The organism is Micromonospora avicenniae (assembly GCF_900156065.1).
Classification (GTDB): Bacteria; Actinomycetota; Actinomycetes; order Mycobacteriales; family Micromonosporaceae; genus Micromonospora; species Micromonospora avicenniae.
Window position 1 is genome coordinate 255,201 of sequence record NZ_FTNF01000005.1, and the last position, 23,991, is coordinate 279,191.

At 72.0% G+C, this 23,991-nt stretch carries 23 protein-coding genes and 1 pseudogene; 15 read left to right on the top strand and 9 right to left on the bottom strand.

The window, feature by feature from the left end; translation table 11 throughout:
* Positions 1-43 precede the first annotated feature (43 nt).
* Together BXA10_RS10890 and BXA10_RS10895 are read left to right on the top strand one after the other, a co-directional pair.
* Positions 44-961 (top strand): ABC transporter ATP-binding protein, encoded by a 918-nt coding sequence (locus BXA10_RS10890; protein WP_084752562.1) that lies wholly within the window; start codon positions 44-46, stop codon positions 959-961.
* Complete coding sequence (locus BXA10_RS10895; RefSeq protein WP_076470160.1) at positions 961-1,911, top strand: ABC transporter substrate-binding protein; 951 nt, start codon at positions 961-963, stop codon at positions 1,909-1,911. Before BXA10_RS10890 ends, BXA10_RS10895 begins: the two co-directional genes overlap by 1 nt.
* A 183-nt stretch (positions 1,912-2,094) precedes the next feature.
* Here BXA10_RS10895 and BXA10_RS31425 read toward each other — a convergent pair whose 3' ends face one another.
* Both BXA10_RS31425 and BXA10_RS10905 read right to left on the bottom strand, forming a co-directional pair.
* A complete protein-coding gene (locus BXA10_RS31425; RefSeq protein ID WP_076470161.1) occupies positions 2,095-3,060 on the bottom strand; it encodes a hypothetical protein in 966 nt (321 codons plus the stop codon).
* A 386-nt stretch (positions 3,061-3,446) separates the two neighbouring features.
* Positions 3,447-4,091 (bottom strand): hypothetical protein, encoded by a 645-nt coding sequence (locus BXA10_RS10905; RefSeq protein ID WP_076470162.1) that lies wholly within the window; start codon positions 4,089-4,091, stop codon positions 3,447-3,449.
* Between the two features lie 562 nt (positions 4,092-4,653).
* Between BXA10_RS10905 and BXA10_RS10910 the strand changes: the two genes are divergently transcribed.
* The gene (locus BXA10_RS10910) at positions 4,654-6,237 is read left to right on the top strand and encodes a M14 family zinc carboxypeptidase (RefSeq protein ID WP_084752566.1); all 1,584 of its coding nucleotides are present in this window, start codon (positions 4,654-4,656) and stop codon (positions 6,235-6,237) included.
* Positions 6,238-6,335: 98 nt separating this feature from the next.
* Here the strand turns inward: BXA10_RS10910 and BXA10_RS10915 are convergent, their stop codons facing one another.
* Positions 6,336-8,840 carry a DEAD/DEAH box helicase gene (locus BXA10_RS10915; RefSeq protein WP_076470163.1) on the bottom strand — a complete coding sequence of 835 codons (2,505 nt, stop codon included), beginning with the start codon at positions 8,838-8,840 and terminating at the stop codon, positions 6,336-6,338.
* Positions 8,841-8,928: 88 nt separating this feature from the next.
* Positions 8,929-9,558, bottom strand: a complete 630-nt coding sequence (trmB, locus tag BXA10_RS10920) for a tRNA (guanosine(46)-N7)-methyltransferase TrmB (protein WP_217696761.1) — start codon at positions 9,556-9,558, stop codon at positions 8,929-8,931.
* A 223-nt stretch (positions 9,559-9,781) separates the two neighbouring features.
* Here trmB and BXA10_RS10925 point away from each other — a divergent pair, with 223 nt between their 5' ends.
* Together BXA10_RS10925 and BXA10_RS10930 are read left to right on the top strand one after the other, a co-directional pair.
* Positions 9,782-10,426, top strand: a complete 645-nt coding sequence (locus BXA10_RS10925; RefSeq protein ID WP_076470164.1) for a hypothetical protein — start codon at positions 9,782-9,784, stop codon at positions 10,424-10,426.
* A 92-nt stretch (positions 10,427-10,518) separates the two neighbouring features.
* Positions 10,519-11,211 (top strand): class F sortase, encoded by a 693-nt coding sequence (locus BXA10_RS10930; protein ID WP_076470292.1) that lies wholly within the window; start codon positions 10,519-10,521, stop codon positions 11,209-11,211.
* A gap of 66 nt (positions 11,212-11,277) precedes the next feature.
* On the opposite strand, the pseudogene BXA10_RS10935 reads toward BXA10_RS10930, so the two are convergent.
* The 3 genes and pseudogenes from BXA10_RS10935 to BXA10_RS10945 all read right to left on the bottom strand — a co-directional run.
* Positions 11,278-11,568, bottom strand: a pseudogene (locus tag BXA10_RS10935) (antibiotic biosynthesis monooxygenase family protein); the annotation flags it as partial.
* Between the two features lie 18 nt (positions 11,569-11,586).
* Positions 11,587-12,384, bottom strand: coding sequence for an exodeoxyribonuclease III (locus BXA10_RS10940; RefSeq protein ID WP_076470165.1), 798 nt, complete (start codon positions 12,382-12,384; stop codon positions 11,587-11,589).
* Positions 12,385-12,481: 97 nt separating this feature from the next.
* A complete protein-coding gene (locus BXA10_RS10945) occupies positions 12,482-13,399 on the bottom strand; it encodes a proteasome assembly chaperone family protein (RefSeq protein WP_076470166.1) in 918 nt (305 codons plus the stop codon).
* A gap of 421 nt (positions 13,400-13,820) precedes the next feature.
* Between BXA10_RS10945 and BXA10_RS10950 the strand changes: the two genes are divergently transcribed.
* The 3 genes from BXA10_RS10950 to BXA10_RS10955 all read left to right on the top strand — a co-directional run bounded on the left by BXA10_RS10950 (position 13,821) and on the right by BXA10_RS10955 (position 15,805).
* The gene (locus BXA10_RS10950) at positions 13,821-14,756 is read left to right on the top strand and encodes a peptidase M23 (protein ID WP_076470167.1); all 936 of its coding nucleotides are present in this window, start codon (positions 13,821-13,823) and stop codon (positions 14,754-14,756) included.
* Between the two features lie 101 nt (positions 14,757-14,857).
* Complete coding sequence (locus BXA10_RS31430; protein WP_175649168.1) at positions 14,858-15,001, top strand: hypothetical protein; 144 nt, start codon at positions 14,858-14,860, stop codon at positions 14,999-15,001.
* A 48-nt stretch (positions 15,002-15,049) separates the two neighbouring features.
* Entirely contained in the window at positions 15,050-15,805 is a 756-nt protein-coding gene (locus tag BXA10_RS10955) for an EcsC family protein (RefSeq protein ID WP_076470168.1), read from the top strand.
* A gap of 24 nt (positions 15,806-15,829) precedes the next feature.
* On the opposite strand, the gene BXA10_RS10960 is transcribed toward BXA10_RS10955, so the two are convergent.
* The gene (locus BXA10_RS10960; RefSeq protein ID WP_076470169.1) at positions 15,830-16,681 is read right to left on the bottom strand and encodes a GDSL-type esterase/lipase family protein; all 852 of its coding nucleotides are present in this window, start codon (positions 16,679-16,681) and stop codon (positions 15,830-15,832) included.
* Positions 16,682-17,020: 339 nt separating this feature from the next.
* Here BXA10_RS10960 and BXA10_RS10965 point away from each other — a divergent pair, with 339 nt between their 5' ends.
* The 6 genes from BXA10_RS10965 to BXA10_RS10990 all read left to right on the top strand — a co-directional run bounded on the left by BXA10_RS10965 (position 17,021) and on the right by BXA10_RS10990 (position 22,648).
* Positions 17,021-17,890, top strand: a complete 870-nt coding sequence (locus BXA10_RS10965; RefSeq protein WP_076470170.1) for an LLM class F420-dependent oxidoreductase — start codon at positions 17,021-17,023, stop codon at positions 17,888-17,890.
* 74 nt (positions 17,891-17,964) lie between these two features.
* The gene (locus tag BXA10_RS10970; RefSeq protein ID WP_076470171.1) at positions 17,965-18,228 is read left to right on the top strand and encodes a DUF6343 family protein; all 264 of its coding nucleotides are present in this window, start codon (positions 17,965-17,967) and stop codon (positions 18,226-18,228) included.
* A 12-nt stretch (positions 18,229-18,240) separates the two neighbouring features.
* Positions 18,241-19,659, top strand: coding sequence for an NADP-dependent succinic semialdehyde dehydrogenase (locus BXA10_RS10975; protein ID WP_076470172.1), 1,419 nt, complete (start codon positions 18,241-18,243; stop codon positions 19,657-19,659).
* 160 nt (positions 19,660-19,819) lie between these two features.
* Positions 19,820-20,782: a TIGR03885 family FMN-dependent LLM class oxidoreductase gene (locus tag BXA10_RS10980; protein WP_076470293.1), complete on the top strand. Its 963-nt coding sequence runs from the start codon at positions 19,820-19,822 to the stop codon at positions 20,780-20,782.
* 37 nt (positions 20,783-20,819) lie between these two features.
* On the top strand, positions 20,820-22,394 hold the full coding sequence (locus tag BXA10_RS10985) for a Na+/H+ antiporter (RefSeq protein WP_076470173.1): 1,575 nt from the start codon (positions 20,820-20,822) through the stop codon (positions 22,392-22,394).
* A complete protein-coding gene (locus tag BXA10_RS10990; RefSeq protein WP_076470174.1) occupies positions 22,391-22,648 on the top strand; it encodes a UBP-type zinc finger domain-containing protein in 258 nt (85 codons plus the stop codon). Before BXA10_RS10985 ends, BXA10_RS10990 begins: the two co-directional genes overlap by 4 nt.
* Positions 22,649-22,787: 139 nt before the next feature.
* Here BXA10_RS10990 and BXA10_RS10995 read toward each other — a convergent pair whose 3' ends face one another.
* Complete coding sequence (locus BXA10_RS10995; RefSeq protein WP_076470175.1) at positions 22,788-23,042, bottom strand: hypothetical protein; 255 nt, start codon at positions 23,040-23,042, stop codon at positions 22,788-22,790.
* Positions 23,043-23,263: 221 nt separating this feature from the next.
* Between BXA10_RS10995 and BXA10_RS11000 the strand changes: the two genes are divergently transcribed.
* On the top strand, positions 23,264-23,989 hold the full coding sequence (locus BXA10_RS11000; protein WP_076470176.1) for a PP2C family protein-serine/threonine phosphatase: 726 nt from the start codon (positions 23,264-23,266) through the stop codon (positions 23,987-23,989).
* Positions 23,990-23,991: the final 2 nt, after the last annotated feature.

Consider the following 23,991-nt stretch of genomic DNA (forward strand, 5'->3'; position numbering starts at 1 on the left):
GCCTTCCCCATCCCTATTCGTCGACCACCCTTCGGGAGGCGTGATGCTCTCCACCCGCGACCTGGTCGCCGGCTACGACGAGCGGACCGTGCTGGACGGGCTGGACCTGGAACTGCCCGCCGACGCGTTCACCGTGATCGTCGGGCCGAACGCCTGCGGCAAGTCGACGCTGCTGCGGACGCTGGCCCGGCTGATCGCCCCGCGCAGCGGCAGCGTGCTGCTGGACGGCAAGGCCATCCAGGAACTGCCCACCCGGGAGGTCGCCCGGCGGCTCGCCGTCCTGCCGCAGAGTCCCCTGGTGCCCGAGGGGGTCACCGTCGCCGACCTGGTTGGTCGCGGGCGGCAGCCGTACCAGCGCTGGTGGCGGCAGTGGTCGGAGGAGGACAGCGCCGCGGTGGAGCGGGCGATGGTCCTCGCCGACGTCGCCGGCCTCGCGGACCGGCCGGTGGACACGCTCTCCGGTGGCCAGCGCCAGCGGGTGTGGATCGCCATGACCCTCGCCCAGGACACCGAGGCGCTGCTGCTGGACGAGCCGACCACCTTCCTCGACCTGGCCCACCAGGTGGAGGTGCTGGACCTGCTGCACCGGTTGCGCGTCGAGCGGGGCCGGACCGTGGTCGCCGTGCTGCACGACCTCAACCAGGCCGCCCGGTACGCCGACCACCTGGTCGCCATGCGGGCCGGCGCCGTGGTGGCCGCCGGGCCGCCACGCGAGATCCTCGACGCGGACCTGGTCCGCGAGGTGTTCGGGCTGGACTGCGTGGTCGTGCCCTGCCCGGTGACCGGGGCGCCGCTGGTGGTGCCCGCGCTCACCAGCCCCACCCTGGCCACCACGACGGTCGTGCCGTCCGGTGCCGCCCCGTCGGCCCTCGATGCCACCTCACCCACCGGATCCACCGGTGTCACCCCAGCCGGCAGCGAAAACGCTCTCGCCGGTTCGTATCCTTCGGAAGGACACTGATGCGTCGTCGTCTCGTCGCCGCCCTCGCCGCGGCCGTCGCCCTCGGCGTCGGACTCACCGCGTGCAGTGAGAGCGACCCGGTCGCCGGGACCACCGCCGGCGGGGACACCCGGGAGATCACCCACGCCATGGGCACCACCAAGGTGCCGGCCCACCCGCAGCGCGTCGTCGTGCTCGACAGCGACAAGATCGACACGATGCTGTCGCTCGGGATGACCCCGGTCGGGGCCACCAACACCGGTGAGGCCAAGGGCTGGCCGACCTACTTCGGCGCGGACAAGCTCGCCAGCATCAAGGACGTCGGCCAGATCAGCGAACCCGACATCGAGGCGATCAACGCACTGAAGCCGGACCTCATCCTGGGCAGCAAGTTCCGCCAGGAGAAGTTCTACGACGAGCTCTCCGCCGTCGCGCCGACCGTCTTCACGGAGAAGGTGGGCATCACCTGGAAGGAGAACTTCCTCCTCGACGGCAAGGCGCTCGGCAAGGAGCAGGAGGCCAAGGACCTGCTCGCCCAGTACGAGACCCGGGCGAAGGAGTTCGGCGCCAAGCTGGGCGACGCCGCCAAGCAGAAGATCTCCATCGTCCGCTTCCGCCCCGGCAGCATCCGCGTCTACGGTCCGGAATCCTTCTCCGGCATCGTGCTCGGTGACGCCGGGCTGCCCCGCCCGGAACGGCAGCTGCTCGCGAACAAGGACGACAAGCGTTTCGACGAGGTCAGTCCCGAGCGCATCGGCGAGGTCGACGGTGACGTCATCTTCGTGACCGCGTTCGGCGAGAAGGCCGCCGCGGAGCAGGCCCAGGTCACCGGCGGCAGTCTCTGGAAGAACCTGTCGGCGGTCAAGGCCAACAAGGTGTACGTCGTGCCCGACGAGGTCTGGATGACAGGCATCGGCGTCGGCGCCGCCAACAAGATCCTCGACGACCTCCAGAAGTACCTCACCGCCTGACCCCCAAAGATCCGCCGACCCCCGCCTCCGCGCGCCCTACCGACGCTTTGAGCGCGTGGCGCATTGCAAGATCGCGCTATATCCACGAAGTAGTGGCCTCCCTGCGATTGGGAGGCCACTACTTCCTTGTTCTAGCGCGATCTTGCAGTGGTCGCTCGGCAGTGCGGTGTGGCTGCCTGGTGATCAGGCGTGGCCGCGGAGGCCACGGGAACGGAGCGCAGCCCGCACCTCCACCACGAAGCCGGCGAAGTCGTCCCGGAGTCGTCGGGCGGTCAGGTGCAGGACGATCCAATCCCCGCCGAGGAGGCGGTTCAACCGTCGCCGGTCTCGGTGGAACTGCTCGGGGTCGTCGTGCCAGAGCCCGTCGTACTCGACCGCGACCTTGAATTCCGGCCAGGCGAGGTCCAGCCGGGCGATGAACCGCCCCGCCTCAGCCACGACGTACTGGGTCTGCGGGCGGGGGAGACCGGCCAGTACCAGCCGGACGCGGGCGCGTGACTCCTGCGGCGACTCCGCCCCGGCGTCGGCCAGGTCGGCGCCGCGGAGCAGCGACCGCCAGCCCCGGCGTCCGGCTCGGGCCAGTGCGTACTCCCGGAGCGCCGCCACGTCGGTGAGCCGGCGGGCCAGCAGACCGTCGATGACGACGACCGCTTCCACGACGTCGAGCCAGCGGGCGACGTCCCAGCAGGTCCGGGCTGGCGAGGTGACAAGGATTCCGGCCCGGTCGACCACGTCCGCCGGCACAATTTCGCCATGGTGCACGCGCAGCCCCGCCATGGGGCCGCGCCGTGGACTCGCGCGGGTGCTCTCCGGCCGTCCGGACGGCCGCCCACCGGAGGTGCCCGCGGCCGAGCCGGCCGGCACGAGCGCATCGATCGGCTGATCCGGCGGCACCGTCCCAACCCCGTAGAGGGCCGCCGCGGACAGGCCGGCGATCGCCGTGCCGGGTGGGGTCAGCCAACGTCCGACCGCGAGGCACCTGGTCCGATGCGTGATGGTGAGATGTGCGTCGGCGTAGACGTCACGAAAGAGCGGTCGCCACGCCGAGCTGCGCAGGTCGTTGCGGGTCAGCAGGCCGCGGGAGATGGCGGCGGAGCCGCGGAAGATCCGACCGCGTAGCTGGGGCGGACGGCGGGGAGACTTCGGCATGTCGTACAGGCTGGCGGACGACGAGGTCGCGGCGCTGGCCCTGTGGACAACGCCGCGCTCCCCGTCGGATCCGTCCCTGCAGGCTGCGGCACGGGCTCGGCCCGAAGATCACGTTGCGACACGGAAATAGTGGCCTCCCAGATTGGGAGACCACTATTTCCGGCATCGAGCGTGATCTTGCGAGTGCCAGTCGGGCGCATACGGGTGTCCAGGGCGCGCAGCGATCGCCGACTGCGGGTTGCCCGGCAGGCCGGCCACGAAGCGGACCGCCCGTCCGCCCGGGTCAGCCGTGGCGGTGACCATTGAGCCCGCGCGCTGTTCCGGGCGTGCATGCGGGTGCTGGCTCGCCCGGGCGTACGCGGTGCCCGGGGGTGGGTGGTTGGGGGTCAGGCGGCGGTGGTCCAGAGGGCGCGGAAGGCGGCGGCCTCGCCGGCGAGCCAGCGTTCGATCTGGTCGGCCTTGGCGCCGTCGGGCATCCGGTGTGCCTGGCCGCGTCGGACGTCGACCAGGACCGGCTCGGCGTGCGGGAGCACCGCATCCATGTGGCGGGCCATCAGGTGCAACGTGGCGAGCACCGTCTCCTCGCTCGGCGGGGTCTCGTCGAAGTGCAGACGGACCGCCTCGACGCGCCCGTCCGCGTGCCGTACGCCGAAGTGAGGGTTGATCTTGACAGGCAGGTCGCCGAGCATGGCGAGGGCGTCGCGGGTCTGGGCCAGATCGATCGAGCCGGGCTCACCGAGGGAGTGCAGCCAGGCGGTCGCGCCCGGCATCAGCGCCTGGTAGAGCGGGCGCCAGCGGGGCTTGACCTGGTCGGCCACCTGATCGAGGTGGGTGCCGCCGGTGTGGAAGGCGATGTCGGCCTTGAGCGCCTTGACGAACTGGCCGTGCGGGTTGAAGCCGTGCCGGCTCGCCCGCTGCTTGCGCAGCCCTCCGACGAAGGTGGCCTTCGTGGGGCCGGTGCGGTCGACGTAGCGGGTGAAACCGAGCAGCGTGGCGTACGGGGTGAGGGGGGTGGAGGTGGGCGCGGTCACGGGCGTCCTCCCAGCTCAGCAGCCGTGATTAGTACATACATTCTAATCGACGGGGCTGACATCGCCCAGTGTGTGAGGGGCCGGGTTCTCGTCCCGGCGAAGCGGTGCCCTGGGCCGGCCGGAGTCGGTCCGGGAGGGGTCGCGTAAGCGGGTGGCGATCCGAGTGCCCGTTGCCGGAAAGCGTGGTTGGCCATGTGCTGTCACGGGCTCCGCCGTCGTGGCGCCGGGGCGCCGCGGCGACCCCTCGCCCCTCACCTCGCCCGGTGGATCGATTGCGCCGTCCGGGAGGTCCGCTCTCCGTCCACTTCGGTGGCACACTGTCCGGATCGGACCTGTCACCCAGGATCACGAGCCAGAGGAGTGTCAGTTGAAGTTGTCCTCCACTCGCCACTCAAGATGGGCCGGCGCGTCCCCGCGGAACGCCCGATGGCCGAGAAGGGCAGGTGCGTTCGGCCTGGCCGCCGTCCTGTCGACCACTCTGGCGACGGCCGCAACCGCCGCCCCCGGCTCCGAACAACCGGCCTCGGAGGCGGCGACCGGGTTGGCGATCGCACGAGTCCAGGTGAGCGGCACCGCCGAACGGCAGAAGTTGATGGACCTCGGCCTGGACGTCATCGACCTCACCAGCACCCACGCCGAGGTGCTGCTGCACGGGGAGACCGACCGTGCCCGGCTCGCGTCGGGGAACTGGCCGGTGGCGGTCTCCGACGTATCGGCCCAGCTCACCGCCATGACGGCGGCCCGCGCGGCCGAAGACCGGCGGGAGGATGCCCGGCGGACGGACCCGACGCTCGCCTCCGGTCTGCCGACCGGTCGAGTCTCGTACCGGACGCTGGATGAGGCCGAGAGCGAGATGCGGGAGCTCGAGCGCCGCTACCCCGACAAGGTCAAGGTGTTCGAGCTTTCCCGGAGGTCCCTGCTGGGGCATCCGATCCTGGGCATGGAGATCACCAGCGACGTCGACACCTACTCCGGAAAGCCGGCCTTCCTGACCAGCGGCCTGCACCACGCCCGCGAGTGGCCCACGCTCGAATTCACCATGGAGTTCGCGTGGGACGTCCTGGAGAACTACGGCACGGACCGGCGGATCCGCAACCTCGTCGACTCCACTCGACTGATCATCGTGCCTGCGGTGAATCCGGACGGCTACCGGATTTCCCGAGAACGCATCCACGAGATGAAGCGGAAGAACTGCCGGGTCGCGGCCGGTGCGGTGCCGACCTGGGAGCAGTGCGCGTCCCCGGATGCCGCCCCGCTCGGCGTGGACCTGAACCGCAACTACGGGGCGTTCTGGGGCGGCCCCGGGTCCAGCGCGTCTCCCACCGCCGAGAACCATCACGGTGCGGCGCCGTACTCCGAGCCGGAGATCGCAGCCATGACCGACCTGCTGAACAGTCACCAGGTCGTGGTCGCCGTGAACAACCACACGCCAGACGCCCGGCTGCTTCGTGCGCCGTCGTCGCCGCTGGAGCCCGTACCGGCGGAGGTGGCGCTCTACGACGGCTTGGCGCAGCAACTCGGTACGGCCCTCGGTGACTGGCCGACGGGTCCCTGGCCGGAGGTCTACTACGTCGCGAGCGGCGTCGCGGAGCAGCAGGGCCTGTACGCCAACGGCACCCTCGGTTTCACTCCGGAGCTGACTCCGGGGCACAGCGGCCTCGAACGGTTCCACCCGCAGTACCAGTACGTCGTGGACCAGTACCGGGGTGTCGGTGCGTATCCGGGATCGAGTATCCGCGAAGCGCTACTCATCGCCTGGTCCGCTGCGGCCGATCGGCGTACGCACTCCGTCCTCACCGGGTCGGCTCCGCGCGGCATCGAGCTCACCATCAGCAAGGACGTCTCCGTGAACTCCTCGCCGGTCACACGGGACGGCGAGACGGCCGTACTCCCGTCCGACCTGCGGATCGAGAGCACGATTCGGGTGCCGGACAGCGGACGGTTCGAGTGGCACGTCCTGCCGTCGCTGCGGCAGAGCCAGGACAGCTCCATTCTGCTGCCGGAGAGTTGGGTGGTGTCCTGCCGGAACCCCGCAGGCAAGATCCACCGCGCGGTCGCGGTCACGATCGGCCGCGGCGAGACGAAGGCCATCGACCTGAGTAGGTGCCCGGCCGGTCCCAGGAAGCCGATCGGCGCCGGACGCTGACCCGCAGGCGCGTCGCCCGGCGGCCGGTCGCCGGGCGACGCGCTCAAGCGGTTCGGTGAGCCGCGACCGGCAGACGCGGCCAACTCCGGCGGACCGGGTCAGAGTTGCCCGACCGAGGTGATCCGGACGACCGCCTCGCCTGCCTCGTCCGAGGCGGCCAGGTCGACCTCGGCGCTGACGCCCCAGTCGTGGTCGCCGTCCGGGTCGTCGAGGATCTGCCGGACCGTCCAACGTTCCCGGCCCTGTTCGATCATGAGCAGCGCCGGGCCGCGGGCGTCCGGCCCGGTGCCGATGGCGTCGTACCGGTCGAAGTACGGCTCCAGCGCGTCCGCCCAGGCGTCGGCGTTCCAGCCGGTACCCGCGTCGAGTTCGCCGAGCAGGTCCCAGCGCCGCAGGGCGGCCAGCTCGACCCGGCGGAACAGCGCGTTGCGCACCAGCACCCGGAACGCCCGGGCGTTCCGGGTCACCGCCGCGGGTCGGTCGTCGAGCGAGGCCGCGACCTCGTCGACGTCGGACGGGTTGCGCAGCCGCTCCCACTCGTCGATGAGGCTGGAGTCCACCTGCCGGACGAGTTCGCCGAGCCACTCGATGAGGTCGATCAGCTCCTCGGTCTTGGCGTCCTCGGGGACGGTCTGCCGCAGCGTCTTGTACGCGTCGGCGAGGTAGCGCAGGACGAGCCCCTCGGAGCGGGACAGCCCGTAGAACTGGACGTACTCGGAGAAGGTCATCGCCCGCTCGTACATGTCCCGTACCACGGACTTGGGGGAGAGCTGGTGGTCGGCCACCCACGGGTGCCCCTGCCGGTACATCTCGTACGCCGACTCGAGCAGCTCCGCGAGGGGCTTGGGCCAGGTGACCTCGTCGAGCAGTTCGAGGCGTGCCTCGTACTCGATGCCCTCGGCCTTCATCGCGGCGACCGCCTCGCCGCGCGCCTTGAACTGCTGCGCGGACAGTACCTGCCGGGGGTCGTCGAGGATCGACTCGATCACCGAGAGCACGTCGAGGGCGTAAGACGGGGACTCCCGGTCCAGCAGCTCCACGGTGGCGAGCGCCAGCGGGGAGAGCGGCTGGTTGAGCGCGAAGTCGAGCTGGAGGTCGACGGTGAGGCGTACCCGCCGGCCGGTCTCGTCCGGCTCGGCCAGCTCCTCCACCACGCCGCCGGCCCGCAACGCCCGGTAGATCGCGATCGCCCGGCGGATGTGCCGGCGCTGGGCGGCCCGGTCCTCGTGGTTGTCGGTGAGCAGGTGCCGCATGGCGGCGAACGCGTCACCGGGCCGGCCGATGACGTTGAGCAGCATCGAGTGGCTGACCTGGAAGCTGGAGGTGAGCGGCTCCGGCTCGGCCTCGACGAGCCGCTGGAACGTCGCCTCACCCCAGCCGATCGACCCCTCCGGCGGCTTCTTCTTGACCACCTTGCGCCGCTTCTTCGGGTCGTCCCCCGCCTTGGCCAGGGCCTTCTCGTTCTCGATCACATGCTCCGGCGCCTGCACCACCACCCGGCCGATGGTGTCGAACCCGGCCCGGCCGGCGCGCCCGGCGATCTGGTGGAACTCCCGGGCCTTGAGCAGCCGGGTACGCACCCCGTCGTACTTGGACAGGCCGGTGAAGAGCACGGTGCGGATCGGCACGTTGATGCCGACGCCGAGGGTGTCGGTGCCGCAGATGACCTTGAGCAGCCCGGCCTGGGCGAGGGTCTCGACCAGCCGGCGGTACTTGGGCAGCATGCCCGCGTGGTGCACGCCGATGCCGTGGCGCACCAGCCGGGACAGCGTCTTACCGAAGCCGGAGGTGAACCGGAAGTTCCCGATGGCCTGGGCGATCATGTCCTTCTCGGCGCGCGTGGAGACGTTGACGCTCATCAGCGCCTGGGCCCGCTCCAGGGCGGCGGCCTGGGTGAAGTGCACGACGTACACCGGCGCCTGCTTCGTCTCCAGCAGTTCCTCCAGTGTCTCGTGCAGCGGCGTCATCGCGTACGAGAAGAGGAGCGGGACGGGTCGCTCGGCCGAGCGGACGACGGCGGTCGGCCGCCCGGTACGCCGGGTCAGGTCGTCGACGAAGCGGGTGGTGTCACCGAGGGTGGCCGACATCAGGATGAACTGGGCCTGGGGCAGCTCGATCAGCGGCACCTGCCACGCCCAGCCGCGGTCCGGCTCGGCGTAGAAGTGGAACTCGTCCATGACCACCTGGCCGACGTCGGCCCGGGCGCCCTCGCGCAGCGCCAGGTTGGCCAGGATCTCGGCCGTGCAGCAGATGATCGGTGCGTCGGCGTTGACGCTGGCGTCGCCGGTGAGCATGCCGACGTTCTCGGCGCCGAAGACCTCGCACAGGGCGAAGAACTTCTCCGAGACCAGCGCCTTGATCGGGGCGGTGTAGAAGGTCGTCCGGTCGTCGGCGAGGGCCGCGAAGTGCGCCGCGATCGCGACCAGGCTCTTGCCGGAGCCGGTCGGCGTGTTCATGATCACGTTGGCGCCGGAGACGATCTCGATGACCGCCTCTTCCTGGTGTGGGTAGAGATCGAGGCCGCGCTCCTTGGCCCAGCCGGCGAACGCGTCGTAGAGGGTGTCGGGGTCGGCGGTCGCGGGCAGCGCGGCGGTGAGCGTCATAACCCGTCAATGGTGCCTGGATCATGGTGCTCCGCGCCAACCGGGGTGACGGATCGTAGGAAAGTGACCCTCGCCGCGGGGCCGCTGCTCAGCGGCGGCGGTAGATCAGGTCGGCGATCGGGCGGCCGGCCAGCAGCGCGCGCCGTTCGAACTTGGTCACCGGGCGGTGCGCGGGGCGCGGCGCGAAGCCGGCGTGCGGATTGACCAGTTCCGGGTCGGCGTCGAGAGTCTCCCGCATCGCCTCGGCGTACTCGGCCCAGTCGGTGGCGCAGTGCAGGACGCCGCCCGGCGTCAGCCGGCTGCCCAGCAGGGCCACGTGCGCCGGCTGGATCAGCCGTCGCTTGTGATGCCGGGCCTTCGGCCACGGGTCGGGGAAGAAGACGTGCACCGCGTCGAGCGAGCCGGGCGGCAGCCGGCGTACCAGCTCCAGGGCGTCGCCCTTCGCCACCCGGACGTTGCGCAGGCCACGCCGTTCCACCAGGTCGAGCAGGTTGGCGATGCCAGGGGTGTGCACCTCGACCGCCAGATAGTCCCGATCCGGATCGGCGCCGGCCATCGCCGCGGTGGTGTCGCCCATGCCCGAGCCGATCTCCAGCACGACCGGCGCCGTTCGACCGAAGAGGCCGGTCAACTCGATCGGGGCGCCCGGCCCGTCCGGCACGTCCAGGCCGTACGCGCTGAAGAGCCGGTCCAGCGCATCGGTCTGCCGCCCGGTCATCCGGCCCCGCCGTGGATGGAAGGTGCGGATCGTCCGGGCGGGTGGTCGCGGGGTGGCGCGCGTGGGGTCAGGGTCGATGGAGGTCACAGCCGTCCGAGCGTACGCGACCATCCCGCCGGATCGGATGTGATGTTCGCCCAAGAATGAGAGGATCCATCTCGTACGGCAGTCCGGGCAGCCCGCTGCCCATCCGGCCATCCGGCGTCGGGAGGAGGCATCGCGCATGACCCGCGGTGAATTCGTCCTGTCGGCCATGATCGCCGGCCTGCTGCTGGTGGTGGCGGCCGGTCACGAGGCGGCCGTCGAAGGCCCGCCGGCGCAGGTCGCCGCCTCGCCCGCCGCCTTCGCCGGCGCCGATCCCGAGAGCTCGGCGGAGGCCGGCCCGCAGCCGGAGGCAGCCGGCCCGCAGCCGGAGGCGGCCGCCGCGCCCCAGCCGAACCCGATCGTGGACGTCTTCGTCGAGGTCAGCCCGAGCACCGTGCAGCCGGGCTACCTGGTCGGTATCAAGGCCAGCTGCCGGGACAACTCGATCCCGGCGACCGTGGTGTCGGACGCGTTCGGGCGGGTCCAGGCGCAGCCGCAGCATGGGGTGCTGACCGCCGCGCCGATGGTGCGCGAGCGGACCTTCCCCGGCAACTACCGCGTCAAGCTCGAGTGCCGCGACGGCCAGACCGCCTCGACGATGCTCCAGGTGGTGAAGTCGGTGACGCCCAGCCGCGGCCCGGCCACCGGGTTCGGCGGCACCGCGGGCGGCTTCCGCGGTGGCCTGCTGGTGCCCTTCGGAGTGGCGCTGGCGGTCGCCGGGCTGGTCGTCGCCCTCGTCACGCTGCGCCGGCCGCGTACCGGGCGTGGCTCCGCGAGAGGCTGAACCGGATGCCGGCCCCGCGCCCCACTCGTCCGCCGGTCGGATCGCCGGCCGACCGTTCGGCGCTCGCCCAGCGGGTCTCCATCACACACGCGATCACCGCGAAGGCGCCCCCGCCGGTACGCCCCGCTGCCGGCCGGGGCACCGGCCTCCGGGCCGCCCGGCCCCGCCGCTCGCCCTGGACGCTGCCGCTGGCTGTGGTGCTGGTGCTGGCCGGAGTCTTCGCCACCGGGATGGGGCTGGGCCGCTCGGTCGACCCCGGGGAGTGGACCGCCGGCGGTGGGGATCGGCGGGCGGGCGGCGACAGCGGCGCGATGCGGGCGAGCCGTCCGGTGAGTCTCTCGATGCCGACGATCAAGGTGTCCGCGCCGGTGGCTCCGGTCGGGCAGGCCCGGGACGGTTCGATAGCGGTGCCGCCGTTGGAGCGGCACAACGAGACCGGCTGGTACGACCGGGGGCCCACCCCGGGAGAGCCCGGCCCGGCCGTGATCGTCGGGCACGTGGACACGAAGGACGGGCCTTCGGTCTTCTACGACCTGGGCAAGCTGAAGCCGGGCGATGCCGTCGAGGTGACCCGGGCGGACGGGTCGGTGGTGGTGTTCCGGGTCGACTCGGTGGAGCGCTTCCCGAAGGACAGGTTCCCGGCCGACCGGGTCTACGGCCACGAGGGTCCGCCGGGCCTTCGGCTGATCACGTGTGGCGGTGAGTTCGTCGGCGGCCGCGAGGGCTACGCGGACAACGTCATCGCCTTCGCCGCCCTGGTCACCGTCCGCCCCACCCCGGCCTGAACTCCGCCCCCCTCCCGGGCCCGTGATCAGCCAAGGCAGGGGGCGGGGCATCGGGGTGGGGTCAGGGACCTGCTGGACTACTTCGAACTCGAGCAGGTCGGCGCCGGTGGCGACCGGGCGTTGCTGGCCGCCGTGCGCGGCGCGGGAGGGGCCGGCGGCCCAGGCCTGGTACGCCTCCTCCGACTCCCACTTCGTGTACACGAAGTAGCGGCTCTCTCCGGCGACCGGACGGAGCAGCTCGAACCCGAGGAAGCCGGGGGAGTTCTCGACGGCGCCCGCCCGGGCCGCGAAGCGCTTCTCCAACTCCTCGCCGGCACCCGGCGGGACGTCGATCGCGTTGATCTTCACAACTGCCATGTCCCCACCCTAACCAGCTCAGAACGTCTCGATCGCGGGCACCAGGTCGGCGTCGACGACGATCGGTGCGTGATCGGAGGGCCCCTTGCCCTTGCGCGCCTCCCGGTCGACGTACGCGGAGCGGACCGTCCGGGCGAACGGCGCCGAGGCGTACACCAGGTCGATCCGCATGCCCTTGTTCTGGTGGAACATGCCGGCCCGGTAGTCCCAGTAGGTGAACGGGTGCGGCCCCTTCATCGGCGTCGGCACCACGTCGGCCAGACCCAGGTCGCGTAGCGCGGCCAGCGCCGCGCGCTCGGCCGGGGTGACGTGGGTGGAGTGGGCGAACACGGCCGGGTCCCAGACGTCGGCGTCGGTCGGGGCGACGTTGAAGTCACCGCAGACGGCCAGCGGGAGCCCACCGGTGAGTTCCTGCTCCAGCGCGTCGCGCAGCGCGGCGAACCAGGCCAGCTTGTACGCGTAGTGCGGGTCGTCCGGCGTCCGGCCGTTGGGCACGTACACCGACCAGACCCGGAGCCCGTCGCAGGTGGCGGAGATGGCACGGGCCTCGGGAGCGGGGAACCCCGGCTCGCCGGGGAACCCGACGGTCACGTCGGCCAGGCCGACCCGGGACAGCAGGGCCACCCCGTTCCACCGACCGTCGCTGTGGCTGGCCACGGTGTAACCCAGCTCGCCCACCTCCGTCACCGGAAAGGCGCCGTCCGGGCACTTGGTCTCCTGGAGGCAGACCACGTCCGGCTCGGTGGTGCCGAGCCAGTCGAGCAGCCGGGGGAGCCGGGCTTTCACCGAGTTCACGTTCCAGGTCGCCAGGCGCATGCGTCCAGCCTGCCGCATCAACGGCCGGTACGCCGGTCCGGCACCCCGGGTGTCGCGCTTCGCAGGGATGGCGCCGAGGGGGCGTGCAGCGTGGCCGTCAGTTCCCGGTGTCGTTCGGGCGGCTCTGCTCGGCCAGGAAGCGCTCCAGTTCGGCGGCGAGTTCCTCGGCCGACGGCAGCGAACCCATCTCCGGCGCGAGCAGGTTCTTCCCGCCCCGGCCCCGGGCGAACGCGTCGTACTGCTCCTCGAGCGCCTGCACGAGCGCCGCAGCGTCCTCGGTCTGCGCGACCTGCCGGTCGATCTCGACCCGGATCACCTCGGCAGCCGAGCGCAGCTCGTCGCTGGGCAGCAGCAGCCCGGTGGCCCGGGAGACCGAGGCGAGCAGCACCTCCGCGGCGGCCGGGTACTCGGTCTGCGCCACATAGTGCGGCACGTGGGCCGCGAAGCCGATCGCGTCGCGACCCAGTTCGCCGAGACGGAACTCGAGCAGGTGGCCGACACCGGCGGGTACCTGCACCCGCTGCAGCCACGGCTCGTGCCCGGCGATCAGCTCGCGGCGCGTGGCGTGCACGGTCACCCCGGTCGGGCGGGTGTGCGGCACGGCCATCGGGATCGAGTTCAGCCCGACGGTGAGCCGGACGCCCAGCCGGGCGCCGAGCCCGGCGACGGCGGCCACGAAGCGCTCCCACTGCACGTCCGGCTCGGGGCCGGTGAGCAGCAGGAAGGGGGTGCCGTCGTCGTCGCGCAACAGGTGCAGCTCGAGCTTCGGCGCGTCGTAGGACTCCCAGTGGTCCTCGACGAAGGTCATGATCGGTCGACGGGAGCGGTAGTCGAAGAGCTGGTCCAGGTCGAAGGTCGCGATGGGGCGAGCCTCCAGCGAGGTGAGCAGCTGCTCGCGGGCGAGCCGGCTCGCGTTTCCGGCGTCGACGAACCCGGTCAGGGCCTGGATGAGGACCGGCTGACCGAGGTCGGGCAGATCGTCGGTGAGCTCGTAGAGCTCGTGTGGGTCGAGCACCGGTGCGGACCTCCCTGAGATGGTGCCTACGGAGCGCCGTCGCATGCACGGCACCCCGTTCCGGCAACGTACCCGCCATCCTGGTGCATTCCTTCGCCGGGCGGCCCGTTCTCAGGGAGTGATCAGGATCGGGCGAATACCGCTATTCCGCCGGGCGTCGGGGTGTGGTCTGCCTGTTCGGTCGAGCCCGACATGGTCCGAACGGCCTAGTTTAGTGATCGTGGGGCGAGGAGCCGGCGGTCGCCCGCTTCCGGCCGGGCCGGTTGCGCCTGGGTCGACCGACCGGTTCGTCCCGGCCGCGAGGTCCGTCCATCGACCGACCGGTGGCTCCCCGGCTGTCCACCGACCCGGCCCGAATCTGTGGTGAGGGCCACGAGATCACCGACGGTAATCATCGGGTGCGTCTGCCTAGCCTCGGCTGATGCGTGACGACGGCACCCTCGACGAACCGAACGCCCCCCTCGATCCGAATGTTCTTACGGATGACCAGGCATCGGCCGAACGGACGATGATGCTGCGGCGCCTTCGAGCCGCCACCCCGGGCCTGCGGGCCGCCCGCGACCGCGCCGCCGACTACGCGGCACCACGCCTCCGGTCTGCCCGCGACCGGGCGCGGCAGTTCGCGACGACGCCCGGACGGGCCCGGATCCTGCTCGCCACCGGCGTCGTGTGCTGCCTCGGCCTGGCGACGTACGCGCAGGTCAGCGACGACACCGCCCCCGTGGTGGCCCGGGTGGACCCGCTGGCCGCCCGCTCCGAGCTGGTCCAGCGCGCCCAGCAGGAGCACGCCTCCCGGTCCCTCGACCGGTCGGCGAGCGGCCAGCCCGCTTCGCCGGCCCCGAGCCGGCCCGGCGCGTCCGGCAGCCCGGACGCCGACCCGGACGTGCGGGCGATGAAGGAGCCGGCGGAGCCGGAGCCGGTGGCGGGGCTGACCCGGACGCAGATGAAGAACGCCGAGATCATCGTGCGTACCGGCCGGGGCATGGGAGTGCCGCGCCGGGGGATGGTGATCGCGGTGGCCACCGCCATGCAGGAGAGCAACCTGTACAACCTCGCCAGCGGTGTGATCCCCGAGTCGCAGCGGCACCCGCACCAGGGGCTCGGCTGGGACCACGACTCGGTCGGCCTGTTCCAGCAGCGCTCGAGCAGCGGTTGGGGACCGGTGGACCGGTTGATGGATCCCGAGTTCGCCACCCGGCAGTTCCTCGGCGCGCTGGAGCGGGTCCCGGGCTGGCAGCAGATGCGGCTCACCGACGCCGCCCAGGCGGTGCAGGTGTCGGCGTACCCCGACTACTACGCGAAGCACGAGTGGCGGGCGAACGAGGTCGTCGACGCCATCCTGCCGACGGAGCGGTAGTCTACGGCCACAGTGGACGGTTGGTCGCCGGGCCATCCCGGGTACATCCGTTGTCGGTTCCGGGTACACATGAGTGGGGGTTAACCGACAGGAGGACCGAGATGTCTCTGTTTCAGCGGATCAGCACCTTCCTGCGCTCGCCCAAAGGGCAGCAACTCGTCGCGCGCGGCCGCCGGGAACTCGCCAAGCCGGAGAACCAGCGGAAGCTGAAGGGGCTGGCGGCGAAGCTCTCCCACCGCCGCTGACCCCTACCGGCCCTCCGCATCGCCCGCACCGACCTCTCGGGAGTACCCGTGTCCGAACCCGTGCCCGCCGACGGCCAGCCGCCCACTCCCGCGCCGCAGTCGCCCGCCCCGGCGGTGGCCGCCGGCCAGGAGGTTCCCGAGTCGCCGCCCGCCACGCTGTGGGACCGGATGCGTGCCGACCCGCAGTACGCCCCGGAGCACCTGGCGTTGGAGGCGGTGCGCCGGCTCGGGCCGGAGGCGGCGCAGTGGGCCGCGCGGGCGCGGGAAGAGGAGCCCGGCGTCACCACCGACGCGCTGGCCGAGCAGGCGGTACGCCGGTTCGTGAATCGGGCCCGGCTCTCCGGCGCGGTCTCCGGCGCCGCCGGGCTGCCCGGCGCGGTGATCGACATCGGCGTGCTGGCCTGGACCCAGGCCCGCATGGTGCTGCACGTCGCGGCGGCGTACGGCGTCGACCCGCTGCACACCGACCGCGCCACCGACCTGCTCGTCCTCCAGCGGGTGCACAAGGTCGCCGAGAGCGCCCGGCTGGCGCTGGGCGTGGCCGCCGGCCGGGAGCGTGCGGGCGCCCTGTTCGGCATGGGTGGGCAGGGCCAATTGGGCAAGGCCATGCTGCGGTTGGGTGTACGTCTGGCGCAGATGGCCGGGATACGAGCGGCCAAGCGCGTCTTCGCCAAACTCGTGCCCGGTGCGGCGATCATCCTCGGCACCTGGGCGAACTCGTCCGCCACCAAGGATCTCGCCGAACGCTCCCGGGTGCTCTACCGGCAGCACGCGAGCGGCGTCCCGGGTCCGCGCCGCCCCTGACGCGCTGGTCAGGGCGGGCGCAGGTCAGCCGGCGAGCCCGGAGGCGTCCCAGGCCACGTCGGCGAGCCGGCCCTGACCGGCCGCGTTCGGGTGGAACCAGTCCAGCGGGCTCACCAGGTCAAGCGTGAAACGCACCCGGTGCACCGCGCCGCCGTCGTACCGGCAGCGCGACCCGTACGCCTTGCACGCCGCGGCCAGCTGACTGTTGTAGGCGTTGATCCGGGCGCGGAAGGCGGTCCGGCGGGCCCGGTCGGCCGGGGCGTTCGACGTCGGGTCGGCCAGCAGGGCCGGGCAGACGCCGTGTCGCCAGGCCCGGACCGCCCGCTGGTCGGTGTGCCCGACCTCCCACAGCCGGTGCAGGTCGGGGATGCTCGCCACCAGCACCCGCGCCTTCGGGCGGCCCGCGCGCAGCGTCCGCAGCCCCCGGTCCACCTCGGTCCGGAACTGCCGTACCGGAGTCATGTCGTCGATGCTGGACCGGCAGGCGTCGTTGGCGCCGATCAGCACCGTGACAAGGTCGACGCGGTCGCGTACCGCCGCCCGGGCCTGTTCCGCCAGAGCGGCGGCCCGGGCCCCGGGCCGGGCGTGGTTGTACGCGCGTTCCCGGACGTCCGGGTCGCGGTCGAGCAGGCGCCGGTAGAGGCTGCGTACCCGTAGCCCGTCCCCGGTCGACCAGGAGTTGCGTTCGCAGGAGGTGAGCACCAGACAGGAGCCGAACCCGGTGCTGATCGAGTCGCCGAGCGCGGCGATGCCACCGGATCCGCCGGGCTGCGGGGTGCCCCGGCTCGGGCGTGGCCCCGCCTCGCCGCCGCCCTCGCAGGCGAGGGCGACCAGGGCCAGGAGACAGGCGACGGTGGTGACCCAGCGGCGAGGCATGATCCCCCCGGACGTGCAGCTCAGAGCGACGGCGCGGTAACTCTATGCGCGGGGTCGGTTGGGCCGGACTGGCGCTGTCGCCTATGCGGCACATCCCTGCCACTGCTCGGTGCGATGTGGTAGCTCCCCGGTCCCGCGTGCCCGGCGCACTCCCGGTCGGCAAATCCGGGTGAGCCTGCGGCAAGCCTTGACCTCGCGAGCGCTCGAAGTGGAACGCTGAACCGGACACGCGGTAGACCCCGCACCGAGTGGCGGCGGTTCCGCGCCGCGGCCGGGTGTCGAGTCCTACGGCGACGCGGCGTCGTACCCGGTCCGTCCCGCCAGGAAAGAGGGAGTGTCGTGAAACTCGGCCTGCACTACTGGACCTACACCACCCCGCCGGAGCCGGAGCTCATCGGGTCCACCCTGGCCCGGGCCGCCGGGGTCGCGGAGGCGGGCGGTTTCGCCTCCTTCACCGTCATGGACCACTTCTTCCAGATGGAGGCAGCGGCCGGGGTCGACGAGCCGATGCTGGAGGCGTACACCACGCTCGGCTTCGTCGCCGGCAAAACCCAGCGGATGACGCTCGGTGTGCTGGTGACCGGCGTGATGTACCGGTACCCCGGACTGCTCGCGAAGACCGTCACCACCCTGGACGTGCTCTCCGGCGGTCGCGCCCGGCTGGGCATCGGCGCCTCCTGGTACGAGCGGGAGCAGCGTGGCCTCGGCGTGCCGGTGGTGCCGATGGCCGAGCGCTTCGAGCGGCTCGAGGAGACGGTGCAGATCTGCCTGCAGATGTGGAGCGAGGACAACGGGCCCTTCGAGGGGCGGCACTACCAACTGGCCGAGACCCTCAACTCACCGGCTCCGCTGCGCCGGCCCCGCCCGCCGATCATGATCGGCGGCAACGGTGAGAAGAAGACCCTCCGGCTGGTCGCCCGGTACGCCGACGCGTGCAACTTCTACGGTGTGAGCGTGGACGAGGCCCGCCACAAGTTCGACGTGCTCCGGTCGCACTGCGAGGCCGAGGGGCGTGACTACGACAGCATCGAGAAGACCCTCACGATGCAGGTTCATCCCCTGGACGACCCGGATGCCTTCCTCGCCGCCGCGCAGGAGTACGCCGCGCTCGGCGTGACCGAGGTCCAGGTGACGCCGGACCGGCACCCGGTCGAGTTCGCCGAGCAGGTCGCCGAGCGGATCGCGCCGCGCCTCGCCGAGATCGGCTGACGGCCGGCAGCGGCGCGAAGCGGTCAGCCCGGTCAGCCCGGTTAACCCGGTCCGTCCCGGGGTAGGTCGGAGGAATGACGAGATCGCAGCCCCGGCGCGCCCGTGGCACGGTCGGGCACGCGTACAGCGCGCTGAACCTCCGGCTCGCGCTCGCCGGCTTCGGCCTGGTGATCATGGCCATTTTCGCCGTGCTGGCGTTCCTGGCCAACATCGTGTGGCTGGGCGTGGTCTGCGCGCTCCTCGCGCTGGTCGCCGTGGTCGACCTGGTCATCATCCAGCGTCGCCGTGCCGCACGCCGCCGCGAGGAGCCGGGCGCGAAGCACTCACTGTTCGAGTGACAGGAGGCCGAGATGTCCATCGCCACCACCAACCCCGCCACCGGACAGGTGCTCAAGACGTACGACCCGATGTCGGCCGAGCAGATCGACGCGGCGATCGGGCGGGCCGACCTGGCGTTCCGGCAACTGCACGGCACCACCGTCGACCAGCGGGCCGGGTGGATGAACGCCGCCGCCGACCTGCTCGACGTGGAGCGCGACGACATCGCCCGGATCATGACCACCGAGATGGGCAAGACGTACGCGTCGGCGAAGGCCGAGGTGACCAAGTGCGCCAAGGCGGCCCGGTTCTACGCGGCCCACGCCGCCGGGTACCTGGCCGACGAGCCCGCCGACGCCGCCGCCGTGAGCGCCACCCGGGCGTTCATCCGCTACCAGCCGATCGGCCCGGTGCTCGCCGTGATGCCCTGGAACTTTCCGCTCTGGCAGGTGATGCGGTTCGCCGCGCCCGCGCTGATGGCGGGCAACACCGGACTGCTCAAGCACGCCTCGAACGTGCCGCAGACCGCGTTGCTGCTGGAGGACGTGTTCCGCCGGGCCGGATTCCCCGACGGCGCGTTCACCACGTTGCTGGTGGGCTCGGACGCCGTCGAGCAGATCCTCAGCGACCCCCGGGTACGCGCGGCCACGCTGACCGGCAGCGAGGGCGCCGGCCGGTCGATCGCGCAGATCGCCGGCCGGGAGCTGAAGAAGACGGTGCTGGAACTCGGCGGCAGCGACCCGTTCGTGGTGATGCCCTCGGCCGATCTGGACCAGGCCGCCGAGGTGGCCACCACCGCCCGCTGCCAGAACAACGGCCAGTCCTGCATCGCCGCGAAACGGTTCATCGTGCACACCGACGTCTTCGACGCCTTCGCGGAGAAGTTCGCCACGCACATGGCCGCACTGCGGGTCGGTGACCCGATGGACGAGCGGACCGACGTGGGGCCGCTGGCCAGCGAGCGTGGCCGCGACGAGGTGCACGCCCAGGTCCGCGACGCGATCGACAACGGCGGCACGGTGCTGGTCGGCGGCGAGGTGCCGGACCAGGACGGCTGGTGGTACCCACCGACGGTGGTCACCGACCTGACCCCGCAGATGCGGATGTGGCGGGAGGAGGTGTTCGGGCCGGTGGCGGGTCTGTTCCGGGTGTCGTCGTACGACGAGGCGATCGAGGTCGCCAACGGCACCGCCTTCGGGCTCGGCTCGAACGCCTGGACGCGGGACCCGGACGAGCAGGAGCGCTTCGTCACCGACCTGGATGCCGGCAACGTCTTCATCAACGGCATGACCACCTCCTACCCGGAGCTGCCCTTCGGCGGGGTGAAGAACTCCGGCTACGGCCGGGAGCTCTCCGCGCTGGGCATGCGGGAGTTCTGCAACACGAAGACGGTCTGGGTGGGCGGCGAGGGCGCCGGCTCGGTCGGGCCGGCCGGCGCGCACTCCGAGTAGCGGACCCGACCCGGCGGCCGACGGCTGGACACGCTCGGTCTCGCCGTGATGATCGAGACGGATGCACGCCGGCGGCGGCCGGGTGGCCGCACCGGGGACCGCCGGCGGCCCGGCGATCGTCAGCTTTAGCCGGGCACCGTCCTGGGTACGGAACGCAGCCATGACGGTGTTCAACTTCCACGCGTCCCACGAACAGATCCACCCGCGAGCCCTGCTGGATGCGGTGGTCCACGCCGAACGGGTCGGCTTCGACGCCGCCATGTGCTCGGACCACTTCTCGCCGTGGAGCGCCCGGCAGGGGCACTCCGGTTTCGCCTGGTCCTGGCTCGGCGCCGCGCTCCAGGCCACGGGGCTGCCGTTCGGCGTGGTGAACGCGCCGGGCCAGCGCTACCACCCGGCGATCGTCGCCCAGGCGATCGGGACGCTCGCCGCCATGTACCCGGGCCGGTTCTGGGCCGCGCTCGGCACCGGGGAGGCCAGCAACGAACACATCACCGGCGACGGCTGGCCGCGCAAGTCCGCGCGCGCCGCCCGGCTGCGCGAGTGCGTGGACGTGATCCGGGCGCTGCTCGCGGGGGAGGAGGTCAGCCACGACGGGTTGGTCCGGGTGGACCGGGCGCGGCTTTGGACCCGCCCCGAGCAGCCGCCCGCCCTGCTCGGGGCGGCGGTGAGCGTACCGACCGCCCGCTGGTGCGCCGGCTGGGCCGACGGGTTGATCACCGTGAACGCGCCGGTGGAGCACCTGCGTCGGATGATCCGCGCCTACCGGGACGCCGGCGGCCGGGGACCGCTGCACCTGCAGGTGCACCTGAGCTGGGCGCCCGACCAGGCCGAGGCGGAGGCCGTCGCGTACGACCAGTGGCGCAGCAACGTCTTCGTCCCGCCGGTGTGCTGGGACCTGGAGACGGCCGAGCACTTCGACGTGGTCTCGGCCGACGTGCCGATGCGGCGGGTCACCCAGGTGGTCAACGTCTCGGCGGACCTCGGCCGGCATGTCGGCTGGCTGGAGGAGTACCTGACGCTCGGGTTCGACCAGATCGCCCTGCATCACGTCGGAAAGGAACAGAGCGCCTTCCTGGACACGTTCGGCGCGGAGGTGCTCCCGAAGCTGCGTGCCCGATGATCAGGCGATACTCGGTGGTTGCCTAGGCTGATGTCCCATGGAGGGACTCTTCGAGGTCGTCGTGTTCCTGGCGACCGCGACGCTCGGCGCCGCACTGGCCCGCAAGCTCGGCCTGTTGGCGCCGATCGTGCTGGTGGTGGCGGGGCTCGTGCTGTCGTTCGTGCCCGGCTTCCCGCACGTCCGGCTCGACCCGGACCTGGTGCTCGTGGGGATCCTCCCACCGCTGCTCTACGTCGCCGCGTTGGAGACGTCCGTGCCGGCCTTCCGGCACAACCTGCGCCCGATCCTGTGGCTGGCCGTCGGGCTCGTGCTCTTCACGGCGGTCGCGATCGGTCTCGTCCTGCACCTGCTGTTGCCGATGGTGCCCTTCGCCGTCTGCCTGGCCCTCGGTGCGGTGCTCGCCCCGCCGGACGCCGTGGCCGCGACGGCGGTGGCCCGGCGCATCGGGCTGCCCCGGCGGGTGGTCACGATCCTGGAGGGGGAGAGCCTGCTCAACGACGCCACCGCGCTGGTGCTGTTCCGGGTCGCCGCGCTCGCCGCCGTCGGTTCGGCCGTCGGCGTGGCCGAGGTGAGCATCGAGGTGCTGCGCTCGGCCGGTGGTGGTGTGCTGGTCGGCGTGCTCGGCGCGCTGCTCTTCGGGTTCGTGCACAAGCGGATCACCGACCCGCTGCTCGACAACGCGCTCTCGCTGATCATCCCGTTCGCGGTGGTCTTCGTCGCCGAGGAGATCCACGCGTCCGGTGTGATGGCCGTCGTGGTCACCGGGCTGGCGCTGGGGCACAAGCTGCCGGTGCTGATGTCGGCCGCGTCCCGGCTCCAGGTGGGCGCGGTATGGCGGCTGGTCCGGTTCCTCCTGGAGGGGCTGGTCTTCCTGCTGGTCGGCCTCCAGCTTCCGGACGTGTTGCAGGACCTGGACGAGCCGCTCGGGCGCGTGGTGGGCGTCACGGCGGCAGTACTCGGAACGCTCTTCCTGGCCCGATTCGTGTGGCTGTTCCCGGTCACGTACCTGACCCGGCTGGTGCCGAGCGTGCGGCGGGGCACGGCGCGGAAACCGGTGAAGTATCCCCTCGTCATCGGCTGGGCGGGGATGCGGGGCGTGGTGACCCTGGCCGCCGCGCTCGCCCTCCCGCTCACCGTCGCCGGCGGGCGGGAGTATCCGCGGGAGCTGTTCATCTGGCTGGCCTTCGCGGTGATCGTGGCCACGCTGGTCGGCCAGGGCGCCACCCTGCCGATGGTGGCCCGGCGGCTCAAGCTGCCGCCGGACGACCCGGTGCAGGACGCGCTCTCCGCGGCCGGGGTCCAGCAGCAGGCCAGCCGGGCGGCCCGCGAACGCCTGGACGAACTGGCCGGCACCGCCCCGGCCCCGGTCGTGGACCGGCTGCGCCGCGGGGTGGAGGAACGCACCAACCTGGCCTGGGAACGTCTGGGCGGCACCCAGCGGGAGACACCGTCGCAGGCGTACGGGCGGCTGCGGCAGGAGATGATCGACGCTGAACGTGCGGTGTTCCGGAACGCGCGGGACACCGGCCGTATCCCGGAGGAGGTGCTGGTGCAGGCCTATCGTGACCTGGACCTGGAGGAGTCGTTGCTGCGGCGGGAGGGCAACCGGTGAGCTGCGAACACCTGACCGAGGCCGGCGCGGTCGCACCCCGGAACGTGGACGAGTGCGAGGCCTGCGTGGCGATCGGCAACACCGACTGGGTGCACCTGCGTTCCTGCCTCACCTGCGGGGTGGTCAGCTGCTGCGACTCGTCTCCGTACCGGCACGCCAGCGTGCACTTCGAGGAGACCGGGCACCCGGTCATGCGCTCGGTACAGCCGGGGGAGACCTGGCGCTGGTGCTACGTCGACGAGGAGATCGGCTGAGCCGCGACCGGCGGGCTCTGTGGACGAGCCGAACGGCCGCGGCGACGCCTGACGTGCCCCCGGTTCGACGGCAGGGTTCAGCGCCCGACGGGCAGGAGCCGGTCAACGCCCGCCCGGAACTCCGTACGCCGTCCCCGGGTCAGGGCATGCCGCCGGATTCGCTGCTGACGCCCGCGCTGGTGGCCTGACTGTCGGAGCCGCCGTACCCCTTGCCGCGGATGGTGCCCCGGTCCCGGACCTGTTGGTCCCGTCGGTTCTGCCGGATCGCCTGCCGGGCGACTTGCAGCGCGGCCTCCCGGCCGACCGGCCGCCGGCGCCGGACCATCATCACCACCACCAGCGCCGTGAGCGTGAGTGCCACCGCAGCGCCCGCGAGCCACAGATATGCGTCCATGGCCCCCACGGTAAGCCCGCCGTTCACCGGGTCTCCGTCCCTCGTGGCGGCCCTGGCGGGTGTGCGCCGGGTGGCGCGGGTCGGCGCGACGCGCCGGGACCGGCGATCGTCGGCGGGCGGCGCGCCGGAGCCGCGCCGGACAGTGAGATTCGCCGCGCCACGCGGAGTCACGGTGGATCCCCTAGAGACAACAGCGCCCTTCGCCTGGCAGGCTGCCACCCATGACCCTGAAGCTGCGTTCCGTGGGAACGAGCGACCGTGGGCTGATCCGTAGCGGCAACCAGGACGCCCTGCACGCCGGCACGTGGCTGGTCGCCGTCGCCGACGGCATGGGTGGCATGGCGGCCGGTGACCTGGCCAGCTCGATCACCATCGGATCGATGGCGCCGCTGGACGTGGAGACACCGGAGGACGCCCTGGTCGCCGCGTTGCAGGGCGGGATCGAGCTGGCCACCCAGCGGATCCGGCGGGCGGTCGGCGAGGATCCGGAGCGGCAGGGTATGGGTACGACATTGACCGCCCTGCTCTTCGCCCGTACCGGCAGCTGCCTGGCGCTCGCCCACATCGGCGACTCGCGCGCCTACCTGTTCCGCGAGGGTGTGCTCAAGCAGATCACCCGGGACGACACCTTCGTGCAGATGCTCGTCGACCAGGGTGTGATCACCCCCGACCAGGCGAGCAGCCACCCACGGCGGGCCGTCGTCACCCAGGCTCTGCAGGGCGAGGACGTCTCCCCGACGTACGCGACGATGGTGCCCGCGGCCGATGACCGCTGGCTGCTGTGCAGCGACGGCCTCTCCAACGTGGTCCGGCCGGACACCCTGGCCGAGGTGCTGGCCGGTTATCCGGACCGGGCGGAGTGCGCGCACAAGCTCATCGACCTGGCGCTGCGGGCCGGCGGCCCGGACAACGTCACCGTGGTCATCGCCGACGTCGTCGAGGAGTGAGG